The sequence below is a fragment of the Stenotrophomonas sp. SMYL20 genome (assembly GCF_036320045.1).
GTDB lineage: Bacteria > Pseudomonadota > Gammaproteobacteria > Xanthomonadales > Xanthomonadaceae > Stenotrophomonas > Stenotrophomonas maltophilia_A.
Genome location: NZ_JAWIRT010000013.1, coordinates 105,164 through 119,483, shown reverse-complemented (window position 1 = coordinate 119,483; position 14,320 = coordinate 105,164). Strand labels below are relative to the sequence as shown.

General features: G+C 67.3%; 12 protein-coding genes. 7 read left to right on the top strand and 5 right to left on the bottom strand.

The features are described 5' to 3' along the window. Positions 1–50: 50 nt before the first annotated feature. Positions 51–1,328 (bottom strand): FAD-binding oxidoreductase, encoded by a 1,278-nt coding sequence (locus V3B48_RS12020; RefSeq protein WP_329893798.1) that lies wholly within the window; start codon positions 1,326–1,328, stop codon positions 51–53. 161 nt (positions 1,329–1,489) lie between these two features. Here V3B48_RS12020 and V3B48_RS12015 point away from each other — a divergent pair, with 161 nt between their 5' ends. The 3 genes from V3B48_RS12015 to V3B48_RS12005 all read left to right on the top strand — a co-directional run bounded on the left by V3B48_RS12015 (position 1,490) and on the right by V3B48_RS12005 (position 4,846). Then, positions 1,490–2,251 (top strand): gamma-glutamyl-gamma-aminobutyrate hydrolase family protein, encoded by a 762-nt coding sequence (locus V3B48_RS12015; protein WP_329893796.1) that lies wholly within the window; start codon positions 1,490–1,492, stop codon positions 2,249–2,251. Then, positions 2,248–3,645 (top strand): glutamine synthetase family protein, encoded by a 1,398-nt coding sequence (locus tag V3B48_RS12010; protein WP_032127878.1) that lies wholly within the window; start codon positions 2,248–2,250, stop codon positions 3,643–3,645. The genes V3B48_RS12015 and V3B48_RS12010 overlap by 4 nt, the downstream gene beginning before the upstream one ends. A 91-nt stretch (positions 3,646–3,736) precedes the next feature. Then, the gene (locus tag V3B48_RS12005) at positions 3,737–4,846 is read left to right on the top strand and encodes a polyamine ABC transporter substrate-binding protein (protein ID WP_032127877.1); all 1,110 of its coding nucleotides are present in this window, start codon (positions 3,737–3,739) and stop codon (positions 4,844–4,846) included. Positions 4,847–4,885: 39 nt separating this feature from the next. Here the strand turns inward: V3B48_RS12005 and V3B48_RS12000 are convergent, their stop codons facing one another. After that, positions 4,886–6,286: an NAD(P)-binding domain-containing protein gene (locus V3B48_RS12000; RefSeq protein ID WP_329893795.1), complete on the bottom strand. Its 1,401-nt coding sequence runs from the start codon at positions 6,284–6,286 to the stop codon at positions 4,886–4,888. Between the two features lie 273 nt (positions 6,287–6,559). Here V3B48_RS12000 and potA point away from each other — a divergent pair, with 273 nt between their 5' ends. The 4 genes from potA (at position 6,560) to V3B48_RS11980 (ending at position 10,912) form a co-directional block, all read left to right on the top strand. Beyond that, the gene (gene potA / locus V3B48_RS11995; RefSeq protein ID WP_329893794.1) at positions 6,560–7,696 is read left to right on the top strand and encodes a polyamine ABC transporter ATP-binding protein; all 1,137 of its coding nucleotides are present in this window, start codon (positions 6,560–6,562) and stop codon (positions 7,694–7,696) included. Next, a complete protein-coding gene (locus V3B48_RS11990; protein ID WP_049399899.1) occupies positions 7,693–8,625 on the top strand; it encodes an ABC transporter permease subunit in 933 nt (310 codons plus the stop codon). The genes potA and V3B48_RS11990 overlap by 4 nt, the downstream gene beginning before the upstream one ends. Then, positions 8,622–9,464, top strand: a complete 843-nt coding sequence (locus V3B48_RS11985; protein ID WP_032130237.1) for an ABC transporter permease subunit — start codon at positions 8,622–8,624, stop codon at positions 9,462–9,464. Before V3B48_RS11990 ends, V3B48_RS11985 begins: the two co-directional genes overlap by 4 nt. Before the next feature lie 83 nt (positions 9,465–9,547). Further along, positions 9,548–10,912: an NAD-dependent succinate-semialdehyde dehydrogenase gene (locus V3B48_RS11980; RefSeq protein ID WP_329893793.1), complete on the top strand. Its 1,365-nt coding sequence runs from the start codon at positions 9,548–9,550 to the stop codon at positions 10,910–10,912. 228 nt (positions 10,913–11,140) lie between these two features. Here the strand turns inward: V3B48_RS11980 and V3B48_RS11975 are convergent, their stop codons facing one another. Genes V3B48_RS11975 through V3B48_RS11965 form a run of 3 tightly spaced genes read right to left on the bottom strand, consistent with a single transcriptional unit; the run spans position 11,141 to position 14,298 of the window. Next, positions 11,141–12,163 (bottom strand): magnesium and cobalt transport protein CorA, encoded by a 1,023-nt coding sequence (locus V3B48_RS11975; protein WP_012510579.1) that lies wholly within the window; start codon positions 12,161–12,163, stop codon positions 11,141–11,143. Positions 12,164–12,169: 6 nt separating this feature from the next. Beyond that, positions 12,170–13,420, bottom strand: a complete 1,251-nt coding sequence (locus tag V3B48_RS11970; protein WP_329893792.1) for a DUF4105 domain-containing protein — start codon at positions 13,418–13,420, stop codon at positions 12,170–12,172. Next, positions 13,417–14,298: a transporter associated domain-containing protein gene (locus tag V3B48_RS11965; RefSeq protein ID WP_005408827.1), complete on the bottom strand. Its 882-nt coding sequence runs from the start codon at positions 14,296–14,298 to the stop codon at positions 13,417–13,419. Before V3B48_RS11965 ends, V3B48_RS11970 begins: the two co-directional genes overlap by 4 nt. Between the last annotated feature and the right edge of the window lie 22 nt (positions 14,299–14,320).

The window sequence follows — 14,320 nt, the reverse complement described above, 5'->3', positions numbered from 1 at the left end:
CACGTGCTCCCCCAGCTCCTGCACCGATTATGTGGGCGGGAAGGGTTCCGCTACCACAACGCATCCCGCAGCTTGTACCACGACATCGCCGCCACCAGCAGCGGCGTGCGCAGCAGCCGGCCACCGGGGAAGGGCGCATGCCGCAGGCGCTGGAACACGTCCAGGCGCTCGCTCTGGCCGGCAATGGCAGCGGCGATCACCTCGCCGGACAGCCCGGCGGCGGCCACGCCATGCCCCGAGAACCCTTGCGCGAAGTACAGATTGCCGTCCAGCCGGCCCCAATGCGGGGCGCGGTTGCGGGTAATGTCCACATAACCACCCCAGACCTGGTCCAGTGCCACGTCGGCCAGCTGTGGGAACACCTGGTGCATGCGCCGTTGCATCACCCCGCGCAGGCCCGGTGGGGGCAGGGCCGAGTAGCTGGCGCGGCCGCCGAACAGCAGGCGGTGGTCGTGGCTGAGGCGGAAGTAGTCCAGAGCCCACGCGGTGTCGGCCACGGCCATGTTGTTGCCGATCAGCGCCCGGGCGCGTTCAGCACCCAGCGGCTGGCTGGCGCCGATATAGGTGCCCACCGGCATGATCCGCCGTTCCAGCTCGGGCAGCAGGCCCTGCAGCCAGGCGTTGCCGGCCACCACCAGATGCGCAGCGCGCACACTGCCCTGAGCGGTATGCAGGGCAGGCTGCGGTCCGCGCTGCACGCGGGTCACCGCGGAGTTCTCGTGGATCACCACGCCGGCCGCGCGCGCCGCATCGGCCAGGCCGCGTGCATACGCCAGCGGTTGCAGGTGCGCGCTGAGCGGATCGAACATCGCGGCGCGGTAGCGCGGGCTGTCCAGCTGCGCGCGCAGGGCATCACGGTCCCACCATTGCATCGGGTAGTTGTAGTGGCGCTGCAGGTGCTCGCAGTTGCCCAGTAGTTCACGCTCATGGCGTTCACGGATGGCGACGCTGGCATGGCCTTCCACCCAATGGCAGTCGATGCCGTGGCGATCGATGCGGTTGCGCATCGCCTGCACTGCGTCGCGCGACCAGTCGAACAGGTGGCGCGCATCGTCGCGGCCGAGCTGGCGCTCCAGCTCGTCCACCTCGCAGCCATAGCCCACCAGCGCCTGGCCACCGTTGCGACCGGACGCGCCCCAACCGATCCGCTGCGCGTCCAGCACCACCACGCGCTGGCCACGCGTAGCCAGTTCCAGTGCTGCGGTCAGGCCGGTGTAGCCCGCGCCAAGCACTGCGACATCGGCCTGCACATTCCCCTGCAGCGAGGGAAGTGCGGGCGGCTCGGGCAGGCTGGCGGCGTACCAGCTGGGCGGGAAGGCGGCGCTCATCGCAGGCCTTGCGGGCGCACTACGGACGGGCGGAGCGGGGGAGGGCGATCAGCGTTCACGCGCTTAGTTTCGCCGATGCGTGACGGCCATGGTGTGACGGCGACGACTTGCCGCGTTCGCCGGGCGACGGGTAACGTGTCGGCACGCCAAGGAGTTTTCCCATGCGCCGCCTGCCCTGGGTGGGCCTGCCCACCGACAGCACCGTGCTCGGCCATCACCGCTTTGCGGTGGCCGGCGAGAAGTACGTGCGCGCGCTGGCCGAGGCTGCCGAAGTGACCCCGGTAGTACTGCCAAGCCTGCAGCCGCCGTTGCCGGCTGGTGACTGGCTGCAGGGGCTCGATGGCCTGCTGTTGACCGGGGCGGTCAGCAACATCGAACCGCAGCACTACGAGGGCGGCCGCAGCTGGCCAGGCAATCCGCACGACCCGGCCCGCGATGCCAGTGCCTTCGGGCTGCTGCGCGAAGCGCTGGCGCTGGACCTGCCGGTGCTGGCGATCTGCCGCGGCTTCCAGGAGCTGAACGTCGCGCTGGGTGGCAACCTGCATCCGCAGGTGCACGCGGTGCCTGGCCTGGCCGACCATCGCGAAGACCCGCAGGCGCCGGTGGAGGTGCAGTACGGGCCGGCCCACACGGTCACCCTGGCCGCTGATGGCTGGTTGGCGCGGTGGAGCGGCAGTGGCCGGACGCAGGTCAATTCGGTACACGGGCAGGGTATCGCTCACCTGGCGCAGGGGCTGCAGGTCGAAGCCGTGGCCGATGATGGCCTGGTCGAGGCGGCACGCAGCCTGCACCATGATTTCGTGCTCGGCGTACAGTGGCACCCGGAGTGGCGTGTCATGGATTCGCCGTTCTATCACGCTATTTTCCGTGCGTTCGGCCAAGCTTGCCGGCAGCACCAACAGAACCGACTGGATTCCCGATGAGTTCCCGAACGCGCCCGCGCAAGACGGCTACGCCCCCCGCACCGCAGGAAAGCAGTCTGCTGCGTTGGCTGAAGGAGCGGCGCATCACCGAGGTCGAGTGCCTGGTGCCGGACATCACCGGCAACGCGCGCGGCAAGATCATTCCGGCTGACAAGTTCTCGCACGACTACGGCACGCGGCTGCCCGAAGGCATCTTCGCCACCACCGTCACCGGCGAATTCCCTGACGATTACTACGACCTGACCTCGCCGTCGGACTCGGACATGATGCTGCGCCCCGATCCGGACACGGTGCGCATGGTGCCGTGGGCGGCCGATGCCACCGCGCAGATCATCCACGATTGCTACACCAAGAGCGGTGAGCCGCACGAGCTGGCACCGCGCAACGTGCTGCGCCGCGTGCTGGCGGCCTACGCCGAGCTGGGCCTGCGCCCGGTGGTGGCGCCGGAGCTGGAGTTCTTCCTGGTGCAGAAGAACACCGACCCGGACTTCCCGCTGCTGCCACCGGCCGGCCGCTCCGGGCGTCCGGAAACCGCGCGGCAGTCGTACTCGATCGATGCGGTCAACGAATTCGACCCGATCCTCGACCTGATGTACGACTACGCTGATGCGATGAAGCTGGACGTGGACACGCTGATCCACGAATCCGGCGCGGCACAGCTGGAGGTCAACTTCACCCATGCCGATGCGATGGACCTGGCCGACCAGGTATTCCTGTTCAAGCGCACCATGCGCGAAGCGGCGATGCGCCACGGGGTGTATGCCACGTTCCTGGCCAAGCCGATGGAAAACGAGCCGGGCAGCGCCATGCACATCCACCAGAGCCTGGTGCGGGTGAGCGATGGCAGCAACGTGTTCGCCGGCGAGACCCATGCCGAAGGCGAGTTCAGCCCGGTGTTCGGCCACTACCTGGGCGGCCTGCAGAAGTACGTGCCGCAGGCGATGGCCTTCTTTGCGCCGAACGTGAATTCCTATCGCCGGCTGGTGTTCGGCGAGGTCTCGCCGAGCAACGTGCACTGGGGCTATGACAACCGCACCTGCGGGCTGCGTGTGCCGCTGGACACGCCGGAGAACATGCGCGTGGAAAGCCGTTTCGCCGGGTCTGACGCCAATCCCTATCTGGCGATGGCGGCGACCCTGGCCTGCGGCCTGCTGGGCATCCGCGAGCGGCTGGCACCGGATGCGCCGGTGACCGGCAGCGCCAAGGAACTGGGCTACAACCTGCCGCGCTCGCTGGGCGAAGCGCTGGACGGGCTGGAGCAGTGCAGCGAGCTGCAGGCGCTGCTGGGCGAGCGCTTCTGCCGCGCCTACATCTCGGTCAAGCGCAAGGAATATGAGACCTTCTTCCGCGTCATCAGCTCGTGGGAGCGCGAGTTCCTGCTGCTGAACGTCTGAGCATCTGGAATAGAAAAATCCGCCGCCGGGGGGTAGGCTGGCACCCGTCGCCGGCCCCGCCGGCCCCCCTTTCCGCATTCTGGAGCACCCGATGAAGCTGCGTATCCTCACGCTCGGCCTGGCCTCCGCCATGCTCGCCGCCTGCAGCGGTGGCAACGGCGGCGCGCAGGACAGCCAGGTCCTGAACGTCTACAACTACAGCGATTACATCGCCGAGGACACCATCCCGACCTTCGAGAAGGAGAGCGGCATCAAGGTGACCTACGATGTGTTCGACAGTGATGAGATGGTCGAGACCAAGCTGCTGGCCGGCAACAGCGGCTACGACGTGGTGGTGCCGACCCTGAACTTCTTCGGCCGCCAGATCCAGGCCGGCGTGTTCCTGCCGCTGGACAAGAGCAAGATCCCGAACCTGGCCAACCTCGATCCGGCGGTGATGAAGCGCATCGCCACCCAGGACCCGGGCAACCAGTACGGCGTGCCGTACATGATCGGCACCACCGGCATCGGCTACAACGTGGAGATGCTGAAGCAGCGCTTCGGCGGCAGCACCGACATCGCCAACAGCTGGGACCTGGTGTTCAAGCCGGAGAACATCAGCAAGATGAAGGACTGCGGCGTGACCATCCTGGACACGCCGGCGGACATGATCCCGATCGCGCTGCATTACCTGGGCCTGGACCCGCACAGCGGTGACCCGGCCGAGCTGCAGAAGGCGGCCGACCTGCTGAAGTCGATCCGCCCCTACGTGCAGAATTTCCACTCCTCGCAGTACGTGGGTTCGCTGGCCAATGGCGGCACCTGCCTGGTGGTGGGCTGGTCGGGTGACATCATCCAGGCCCGCGACCGCGCCGAGGAAGCCAGCAATGGCGTGCACGTGGCCTACTCGATCCCGAAGGAAGGCGCCCCGCAGTGGTTCGACATGCTGGCGATCCCGAAGGATGCCAAGCATCCGGAAGCCGCGTACGCGTTCATCAACTACCTGCTGCAGCCGAAGGTTGCCGCGGCCAACACCAACTTCATCCACTACGCCAACCCGGTGCCGACCGCGACCCCGCTGGTGGATGAGGCGATCCGTACCGACCCGACCATCTACCCGCCGGCCGACGTGGCCGACAAGATGTTCACCTATTCGATCAACACGCCGGAAACCGACAAGCTCTACACCCGGCTGTGGACCGAGGTGAAGACCGGCCGTTAAGCCGGTCTGGCGCCGCCGGGCCATGCCCGGCGGATTGCTTCATCCTTGGCCGGGCGCGGTACCGCCGCCCTGGTCAAGGTGCCGCAGGATCGCCGGCAACAGGTCACGTGCATCGCGACCGCCGTTGCACAGGAACGACGAACTCATCCGCTGCAGGTTGTGCATGCCGATGAAGAACAGCCCCGGATGCGGTGAAACGCCGAACTCGCCGAGCGGATAGCCATGTGCGTCCAGCACGCCCTGCACGTCGAGCCAGGGCCATTCGGCGACGAAGCCGGTGGCCAGCACCACCGAGCGGATGCCTGCGGCCTGCAGATCCAGTTCACGCGGGGCGGCGTCCGGCTCCCAGTGCAGATACACCTCTTCGGGAATGTAGCGGGCATCGTCGGTGCGCGGTTCGGGCCGCGTGGCGTAGTACGCGCTGGCCAGCGAATCGAGATATACATATTCGGTCCGTGTCGCCTCGATCGCGGTGCGCAGCTGCGGGCGCACATCGGCGAAGCGGGCGACGTTTCCATCGAAGCCCTGCAACCGGCCCAGCAACCTGATGCCCGCGCGGTGCATCGCCAGCAGGCTGATCGAGCTGCCCAGGCCGGCACGTCCCTTGCCGGAAATCAGCGGAAACTCCGCGGTGCGGGCCTTGCGCAGCGCATCCGGTTCTCCGGCCAGGACGGCGGCCGCCTCACTCACGTGCTGGTGGATGCGCCCGGCCATGTCCCACCAGGTCATCGAGTCCTTGCCGCGCAGCCGGCGGGTATGCGAATGCCGCTGGGCCAGTGACCAGTGCACGCTGCGACCGCTGTCGCGCAGGTCCTGGGCGATCTGCGCGCCGGACTGGCCGCCACCGATGACCAGCACGCCGCCGTCGGGCAGCTGGCGGGGGCTGCGGTAGTCGCCGGAGTGCAGCACCGTCAGACCCGGTGCGGGCGCGAAGGGGACCCGGGGCATCCGCGCGCGCCGGTATTCGCCGGTAGCGACTACCACCGCGCGGGCGTGGATCGGCCCCTGCCTGCTGTCGATGGCATAGCCACCGGGCCGAGGTGCGACCCGATGTACCCCGCATCCCTCGCTGATCGGCAACGAACGTTCGTCGGCATAGTCGCGCAGCCGCCGGATCACCTCCGGGGCCCCCATGAAACCTTCCGGGTCGTCACCTGCATAGGCATGGCCGTGCAGGGCCATCGTCGCGTTGGCGGTGTTGGTCTGGAACGAATCCCAGCGCCGCTGCCAGCTGGCGCCCACGGTTTCGGCCTCCAGCACGCGATGCTTGACGCCGGCTTCCTGCAGGAGCGCGCTGAGGGACAGCCCGGCCTGGCCGGCGCCGATGATGACCAGCGGCAGCGTTGCAGGCAGGGAGCCCGGCATGCGGGGCGGGAAAGGGGAGGGGCGGTCCGGGGAAGTCACCAGGATGGGTCCATGCAGGGGCTTGATCCGGGCCATTGCGCGGGGAATGCCCCGGGCCTTCAACAGATCCGGTTCTGAAAAACGTTGCAGATCGAGGCGTCGCCTGTGGTGTCTGGCCGGGACGACCGCAGGGGCGTCCAGGGGAGCCCGGGCCTTTGCGCGGACAGGCCACCATGGCGGGGGAAAACCGACACTCCCAGGGCCCCCGGGGCTGGCCAGCGGCCGCTTCCGCCTGCCGCCGTCATATCCCCTGGGCCCCCCGGCCGTTAGAATGGCGACCGCTGTCCACCGCCCGCTCCCGGAGCCCCCATGCCCGTTGAAGCCCAGCCGGTAGCCACCGTCGTCGACACGACCGGTGTGCCCGGCTATCTCTCCATTCGTGACCTGCGCAAGGAATTCGACGGTTTCGTCGCCGTTGACGACGTCAATCTGGACGTGCGCAAGGGCGAGATCTTTGCCCTGCTCGGTGGCTCCGGCAGTGGCAAATCGACCCTGCTGCGCTGCCTGGGTGGCTTCGAGACGCCCACCAAGGGCAGCATCACCCTCGACGGCCAGCGCCTGGACGCGCTGCCGCCGTACCAGCGGCCGGTCAACATGATGTTCCAGTCCTATGCCCTGTTCCCGCACATGACGGTCGAGCAGAACATTGCCTTCGGCCTGAAGCAGGATGGCCTGGGCAAGGATGCGATCAGCAAGCGCGTCGGCGAGATGCTGGACCTGGTGCAGATGGGGCACCTGGGCAAGCGCAAGCCGCATCAGCTGTCCGGCGGCCAACAGCAGCGCGTGGCGCTGGCGCGGTCGCTGGCCAAAGGGCCGAAGCTGCTGTTGCTGGACGAGCCGATGGGCGCGCTGGACAAGAAACTGCGCTCGCAGATGCAGCTGGAACTGGTCAGCATCATCGAATCGTCGGGTGTGACCTGCGTGATGGTCACCCACGACCAGGAAGAAGCGATGACCATGGCCACCCGCATCGCGGTGATGGATGCCGGCTGGATCCAGCAGGTCGGCAAGCCGGACGAGGTCTACGAGCAGCCGGCCAACCGCTTCGTCGCCGAGTTCATCGGTTCGGTCAACCTGTTCGACGGGGTGATCGACGAGGACCTTCCCGAGTACGTGACCGTGCGCTCGCCGCTGTTCCCGGCGCCGATCTACATCGCCCATGGCATCACCGGCTATGAAGGGCAGCCGGTCGCGTTCGCGCTGCGCCCGGAGAAGGTGATGATCGGCAAGGACGAGCCGGAAGGGCACACCAACAAGGCGCAGGGCGTGATCGAGGACATTGCCTACTTCGGCAGCCACTCGGTGTACCACGTGCGCCTGCCCAGCGGTGCCAAGGTACTGGCCAACTTCGCCAACTCGCAGCGCTGGGCCAGTGATGGCCTCACCTGGGGCGACGAGGTGTGGGTGCACTGGCGCGACAACGACGGCGTGGTGCTGACCTCATGAGCGTCGCCGGCCTGAAGCGCTGGTTGCCGGGGCTGCGTGCCACGGTGATCGGCATTCCGTATCTGTGGCTGCTGCTGTTCTTCGCAGTGCCGTTCCTGATCGTGCTGATGATCAGCTTCTCGCTCAGCCGGGTCGGCTCGCCGCCGTACACCTGGCTGCTGCAGTACGCCGATGGCGGCTTCTCGCTGAAGCTGAACCTGGAAAACTACCTGGCGCTGTTCCGCGATTCGATCTATGCGCAGGCGTTCCTGAGCTCGATCAAGATCGCGGCGATCTCGACCTTCCTGACCCTGCTGATCGGCTACCCGATGGCCTACGCCATCGCCCGCCTGTCGCCGGCCGCGCGCAACGTGGCGATGATGCTGGTGGTGCTGCCGTCGTGGACCTCGTTCCTGATCCGCGTGTATGCATGGAAGGCGATCCTGGACCGCAACGGCCTGCTCGACCAGTTCCTGCAGTTCACCGGCCTGCAGACGCTGATGACGTCGATGGGCCTGCCGAAACTGCAGTTGATCGACACCCCGACCGCCGCCTATATCGGCATCGTCTACTGCTATCTGCCGTTCATGGTGCTGCCGCTGTACGCCAATCTGGTCAAGCATGACCACCGCCTGCTGGAAGCCGCCTACGACCTTGGTGCCAAGCCGTGGCAGGCGTTCCTGCGCATCACCCTGCCGTTGTCCAAGGCGGGCATCATCGCCGGCTGCATGCTGGTGATGATCCCGGCGATCGGTGAATTCGTGATTCCGGAAATGCTGGGTGGCTCGGAAACGCTGATGGTGGGCCGCCAGCTGTGGAACGAGTTCTTCAACAACCGCAACTGGCCGGGCGCCTCGGCGATGGCGGTGGCGATGATCCTGTTGCTGCTGGTGCCGATCCTGCTGTTCAACCGTTCCCAGCAGCGCCTGCTGGAAGGGAAGCAGGCATGAGCCCGCGTAGCGCAAAGGGCCTCGGGCTGGGCGTGCTGCTGCTCGGCTTCGCCTTCCTGTACCTGCCGATCCTGTTGTTGATGTTCTATTCGTTCAACAGCTCGCGGCTGGCGATGGTCTGGGCGGGGTTCTCCACCCGTGCCTACAGCGACCTGTTCGCCGACCGCGCGCTGATGGATGCGATGTGGACCAGCCTGGTGGTGGCGTTCTGGACTGCCTGCACGGCCACCGTGCTGGGTACGCTGGCAGCGATGGTGATGACGCGCTTCAAGCGCTTCCGCGGCAAGCCGCTGTTCGGCGCGCTGGTCACCGCGCCGCTGGTGATGCCGGATGTGATCCTGGGCTTCTCGTTGATGGCGCTGCTGGCCTCGATGGGCGCGATTCCCGGCTTCCCGGCGCGCGGCCTGACCACCATCTGGATCGCCCACGTCACCTTCACCCTGTGCTTCGTCACCGTGGTGGTGTCCTCGCGGCTGCAGGAAATGGACCTGTCGCTGGAAGAGGCGGCGATGGACCTGGGCGCCAGCCGGTTGACTGTGTTCGGCCGCATCACCCTGCCGATCATCGCACCGGCGCTGGTGGCGGGCTGGCTGCTGGCGTTCACCCTGTCGCTGGATGACGTGGTGGTGGCCAGCTTCGTGGCCACGCCGGGCTCGACCACGCTGCCGATGAAGGTGTTCGCCTCGGTGCGCATGGGCATCAGCCCGAAGATCAATGCGCTGGCCACGCTGCTGGTGTCGGCGGTGTCGATCGCCGCGGTGATCGGCTGGTACATCAACGCCCGCGCCGAGAAACGGCGCCAACGCGACCTGCAGCTGGCGCGGCAGGAGAACGGCTGAGCACACGGTCTGTCGACAGCGTCGGCAACATCCGGCTCACGGTCGGCGGCGCACAATGGGGGTCTTCCAGATGGAGATCCCCCATGACCGTCGAGATTGTCGATCCGGCCACCGGCCTGGTGACCTACCGCCATGAACTGATGGGTGCTGCCGACGTCGAGCAGCGCCTGCAGGCCGCCGCCGATGCATTCCCCGGTTGGGCCGAGCGCTCGCTGCAGGAGCGGGGGGCGATCCTCAAGCAGATCGCTGGCCAACTGCGTGTGCGCCGCGATGATCTGCAGCAGGCGATGACCCACGAGATGGGCAAGCTCAAGGCAGAGGCGTTGGCCGAGGTCGACAAGTGCGCGGCGGCCTGCGAGTTCTACGCCGACCACGCAGCTGATTATCTCAAGCCGCAGCTGATCGACACCGAAGCCCAGCGCAGCTATGTGCGCTACGAGCCGATCGGCTGCGTGTTCGCGGTGATGCCGTGGAATTTCCCGATCTGGCAGGTGTTCCGTTTCCTCGCCCCGGCGTTCATGGCAGGCAACGTGGCCCTGCTCAAACACGCCAGCAACGTGCCGCAGTGCGCCGACCTGATCCTGGCGGTATGCCGTGACGGTGGCCTGCCTGACGGCGTGTTCGATGTACTGCACATCGACAACGACCAGGCGGCCGAGGTGCTGCGCGACGCACGGGTGAAGGCAGTGACACTGACCGGCAGCGAGCGGGCAGGGCGCTCGATCGCATCCAACGCGGGCAGCCAGCTGAAGAAGTCGGTGATGGAGCTGGGTGGCAGCGATGCCTTCGTGGTGCTCGACGATGCCGACCTCGACAAGACCGTGGCGGCGGCGGTGAAGTCGCGCTTCGATAACAGCGGGCAGACCTGCATCGCGGCCAAGCGCTTCATCGTGGTCGAGGCGGTGGCCGATGAGTTCACCCGGCGCTTCGTGGAAGCCGCGGCCGAGCGCCAGTATGGTGATCCGGACGAGCGCGGTACCACGCTGGCGCCGATGGCCCGTGCCGATCTGCGTGACGAACTGCACAAGCAGGTGCGGGCCAGCGTGGCCAAGGGCGCGCGGGTACTGCTGGGTGGTGAGCCGATTGCGGGTACACATGCCGGCTATCCGGCCACCGTGCTCGATCAGGTCGGCCCGGGCATGCCGGCCTACGACGAGGAGCTGTTCGGGCCGGTGGCTGCGGTGATCCGTGTCGCTGACGAGGCCGAGGCACTGCGCGTGGCCAACGACACCCGCTTCGGCCTGGGCGGCAGCGTGTGGACGCGCGATCCGGTGCGCGGCGAACGTTTCGCGCAGCGCATGGAATGCGGTGCCGCGTTCGTCAACGCCATCGTCAAGAGCGACGCGCGGTTGCCGTTCGGCGGCAGCAAACAGTCCGGTTTCGGCCGGGAGCTGGCCGACCACGGCATCCATGAGTTCATGAACATCAAGACCGTCTACGTGGCTTGATGCCGAACGGTAGTGGGGGGGGGGGGGGGGGGGGGGGGGGGGGGGGGGGGGGGGGGGGCGGGGCGCCCCCCCCGGGGGGGGACGTGGCGCCCCCCGGCGCGGCCGGCCGGCGGCCCGCGAGGGCGGGGGGGCCGCCCCGCGGCCGGCACTACCAGAAGCGGGTCATTCGCCACGACCCACGGTCGTGGCCTACCGGTCCGGTGGGTATCGACCGTTGGTCGATACCCCTCACAACCACTTCGCGCGCTTGAACAACCGGTACAGCCCCACGCACACACCGCCCACGCCCACGATCATCAGCGGGTACGACCACGGCTCGCTCAGCTCCGGCATGTGGCTGAAGTTCATGCCGTACCAGCTGGTGATCAGTGTCGGCGCCGCCAGCAGCGCGGCCCATGCGCCCAGGCGCTTGACCGTCTCGCCCTGCGCCAGCGTCACCAGCGACAGGTTCACGCTCAGCGCGGTGCCGAGCATCTCGCGCAGCGTGTCGATCACATCGCTGATGCGTACTGCGTGGTCGTGGACGTCGCGGATGTACAGCTTCACTTCGTCGGGGATCAGCTCGCCCTGGTAGCGGCGCAGCTGCGCCAGCACATCCTGCAGCGGCGCCACCGCCATCCGCATCTTGTTCAGCTCGCGCTTGAGCTCGTACAGCCGCACCACCGTGCTGCGCTTGTAGGTGTCGGCGAAGATGTCCTTCTCCAGCAGCTCCAGGGTGTCGCGGAAGCGGTGCACGATGGGCAGGTAGTTGTCGACCACGAAGTCGGTCACCGCGTACAGGCAGTACGACGGACCCATCTTCAGCAGCTGCGGCTCGCGTTCCACCCGCGCACGCACCGGGGCATAGGACAGCGACGCGCCATGGCGTACCGTCACCAGGAAGCGCGGGCCGAGGAAGGCATGGGTTTCGCCGTACTGGATGCGCTCGTCGACCATCTGCGCGGTGGTCACCACCACGAACATCGAATTGCCGTAGGTCTCGACCTTGGGCCGCTGGTGCGCGTTGCGCGCATCCTCGATGGCCAGGTCGTGCAGGCAGAACTCTTCCTGCAGTTTCAACAGCACATCATCATTGGGGTCGTACAGGCCGACCCAGACGAAGCCGTTGCCACTGGCAATGACATCGCTGATGGCGTCCAGGGTGATGTCGTGGCGTTTGCCCTCGTCATCGTAGTGGACGCAGTTGATGACGCAGGCGGGGTTGGCCGAGGCGGGCGCGGCAGCAGAGGCGGGCAATGACATGCCCGCCATCGTGCGTCAGGGCTGTGTTTTGGACAAGTGAGGACTACGCCCCAGCACCCACACCAGCGCGACGTGGACGGGCAGCAACAGCACGATCCACTGCACGTTGTACTGTGCCTGCAGGCTCAGCCAGTGCAGTACCAGCGCGGCCACCGCCTGTACCGCCAGCAGCCACAGCACGATCCTGAACATGCGGCCCGGCACGCGACGGCGCAGCAGGGCGATTGCACCCGGCAACAGCAGCACGGCCAGCGGTGAAAGCAACAGCAGGTTGCGATTGGCCCACGCGGCGTAGTGGATGCTGAAGCCCCACAGGAACACCAGCACTCCACCAAACAGGGCGCACAGCAGCCAGAACGGCAGGGCCAGCCCGGCCAGCAGGCGCGGGCGGTTGCGCAGCGCCAGCACGCCGCCGGCCACGATCAGCCCGAGCAGCAGCCATGGCCACCAGCGGCGCGCGAATTCCTTCGGCTCCGCATCGATACGGTGCGGCAGCAGTTCCTGTTCGGACTGCACCAGCGGACGGCCATCGCTGTTGCGTGCCTGGCGCAGCGCATCGGCCAGGCGCATCGGCACGAAGGCTTCCTGCCAGCGCGACAGCGGCTGGTCGGCGAACGGCCCAAGGCCGACATCGAAGCCCAGCCACATCCACGGTGCCGGCGACGCCAGGCGCACCGATTCACTGCGGTAGGTGTTGCCGCGCGAGCGCCCCGACAGCTGCGACTGCAGGCCGCCACCCAATGCCTTGTCCACCGTGTCGCGCACCATCGTGGCGCAGTTGGCGGTGTAGTAATCGTAGTGGTAGCGCGCGTTTTCCGGCTTGGCCCGCTCGGCCAGGTCGGCGGCCAGCGCACGCGCCTGGTCCGGGCGCAGGTCCAGCCACTGCACGCTGGCGCCACGGCCGGTCTCGTCGTAGTACGACAGGTCCTGCTGCAACGGCAGCGCCACCAGGTAATACATCATGTCGCCGCGTGCGAAGCGGCTGATGAAATCGTCCTCGGACGGATCGAAGTAGCCGAAGTTGTACGAGGTTGCCTCGCCGCTGACCGGATCGACCACGACGATGGCGTCGTGGCCGAAGCGTTCGAAGAACACGGTGCCCGGCTGCATGGTCACCACGCCGATGCGCGGGGCAGGGGCTTCAGCGTTGGTCGCGGGTACGGCAGGTGTGGCTGCCACCGGCTGCGCGAAGGCGGCCAGCGGCAGGGCCATGGCCAGCACGCACAGTGCCAGCCACACCATGAGGATCAGGCCGCGGCGCTTCAAGCGTCGTCCTGCGCGTCCGGCGGCAGCACGGTCACGTGGAAGGCCTGTACCCGGCGCGCATCGGCGCGGGCCACGCGGAACATGAAGCGATCCAGCGCCAGCTCGTCACCGACTTCCGGCAGATGGCCCACGGCCTCGGTGACCAGGCCGCCGATGGTGTCGTAGTCCTCGTCGGAGAACGTCGCGCCGAAGCGCTCGTTGAAGTCGCCGATCGGGGTCAGCGCGTCGACCACGTACTGGCCGTCGGACTGGATGGCGATCTGCGCGGACGGATCCTCGGCCTCGTCATGCTCATCGTCGATCTCGCCGACGATCTGTTCCAGCACGTCCTCGATGGTGACCAGGCCGGCGACACCGCCGTACTCGTCCACCACGATGGCCATGTGGTTGCGCGACAGGCGGAATTCCTTCAGCAGCACGTTGAGCTTCTTCGCTTCCGGGATCAGCACCGCCGGGCGCAGCAGCTCGCGCACGTTGGCCGGGCCGTTGTCGGCAACCACGCCGCGCAGCAGGTCCTTGGCCAGCAGGATGCCAAGGATGTCGTCCTTGTTCTCACCGTGCACCGGGAAGCGCGAATGGCCGGATTCGACCACCTGCTTCATCAGTTCCAGGAAGGGCGCTTCAACCGGCAGCGAGACCATCTGCGAGCGCGAAATCATCACGTCGCCCACGGTCAGCTCGGCCACCGAAATGGCGCCTTCCATCATCTTCAGGGTATCGGCGGCGATCAGACCCTCTTCCTGCGCGGTGTGCAGGACAGCGACCAGCTCGTCGCGGGTATGGGGTTCGCCGGAGAAGGCGGAGGTCAGGCGTTCAAGCCAGCCGCGCTTCTTTTCACTGTGCTCCGCAGGGGAGCTACTACTGTCGTCTTCTGACATCTCTGGAAAAAAGGCACCCGGC

Coding starts and splice junctions, on each gene's coding strand:
- V3B48_RS12020 (WP_329893798.1), bottom strand. CDS start 1,328: ATGAGCGCCGCCTTCCCGCCCAGCTGGTACGCCGCCAGCCTGCCCGAG.
- V3B48_RS12015 (WP_329893796.1), top strand. CDS start 1,490: ATGCGCCGCCTGCCCTGGGTGGGCCTGCCCACCGACAGCACCGTGCTC.
- V3B48_RS12010 (WP_032127878.1), top strand. CDS start 2,248: ATGAGTTCCCGAACGCGCCCGCGCAAGACGGCTACGCCCCCCGCACCG.
- V3B48_RS12005 (WP_032127877.1), top strand. CDS start 3,737: ATGAAGCTGCGTATCCTCACGCTCGGCCTGGCCTCCGCCATGCTCGCC.
- V3B48_RS12000 (WP_329893795.1), bottom strand. CDS start 6,286: ATGGCCCGGATCAAGCCCCTGCATGGACCCATCCTGGTGACTTCCCCG.
- potA (WP_329893794.1), top strand. CDS start 6,560: ATGCCCGTTGAAGCCCAGCCGGTAGCCACCGTCGTCGACACGACCGGT.
- V3B48_RS11990 (WP_049399899.1), top strand. CDS start 7,693: ATGAGCGTCGCCGGCCTGAAGCGCTGGTTGCCGGGGCTGCGTGCCACG.
- V3B48_RS11985 (WP_032130237.1), top strand. CDS start 8,622: ATGAGCCCGCGTAGCGCAAAGGGCCTCGGGCTGGGCGTGCTGCTGCTC.
- V3B48_RS11980 (WP_329893793.1), top strand. CDS start 9,548: ATGACCGTCGAGATTGTCGATCCGGCCACCGGCCTGGTGACCTACCGC.
- V3B48_RS11975 (WP_012510579.1), bottom strand. CDS start 12,163: ATGGCGGGCATGTCATTGCCCGCCTCTGCTGCCGCGCCCGCCTCGGCC.
- V3B48_RS11965 (WP_005408827.1), bottom strand. CDS start 14,298: ATGTCAGAAGACGACAGTAGTAGCTCCCCTGCGGAGCACAGTGAAAAG.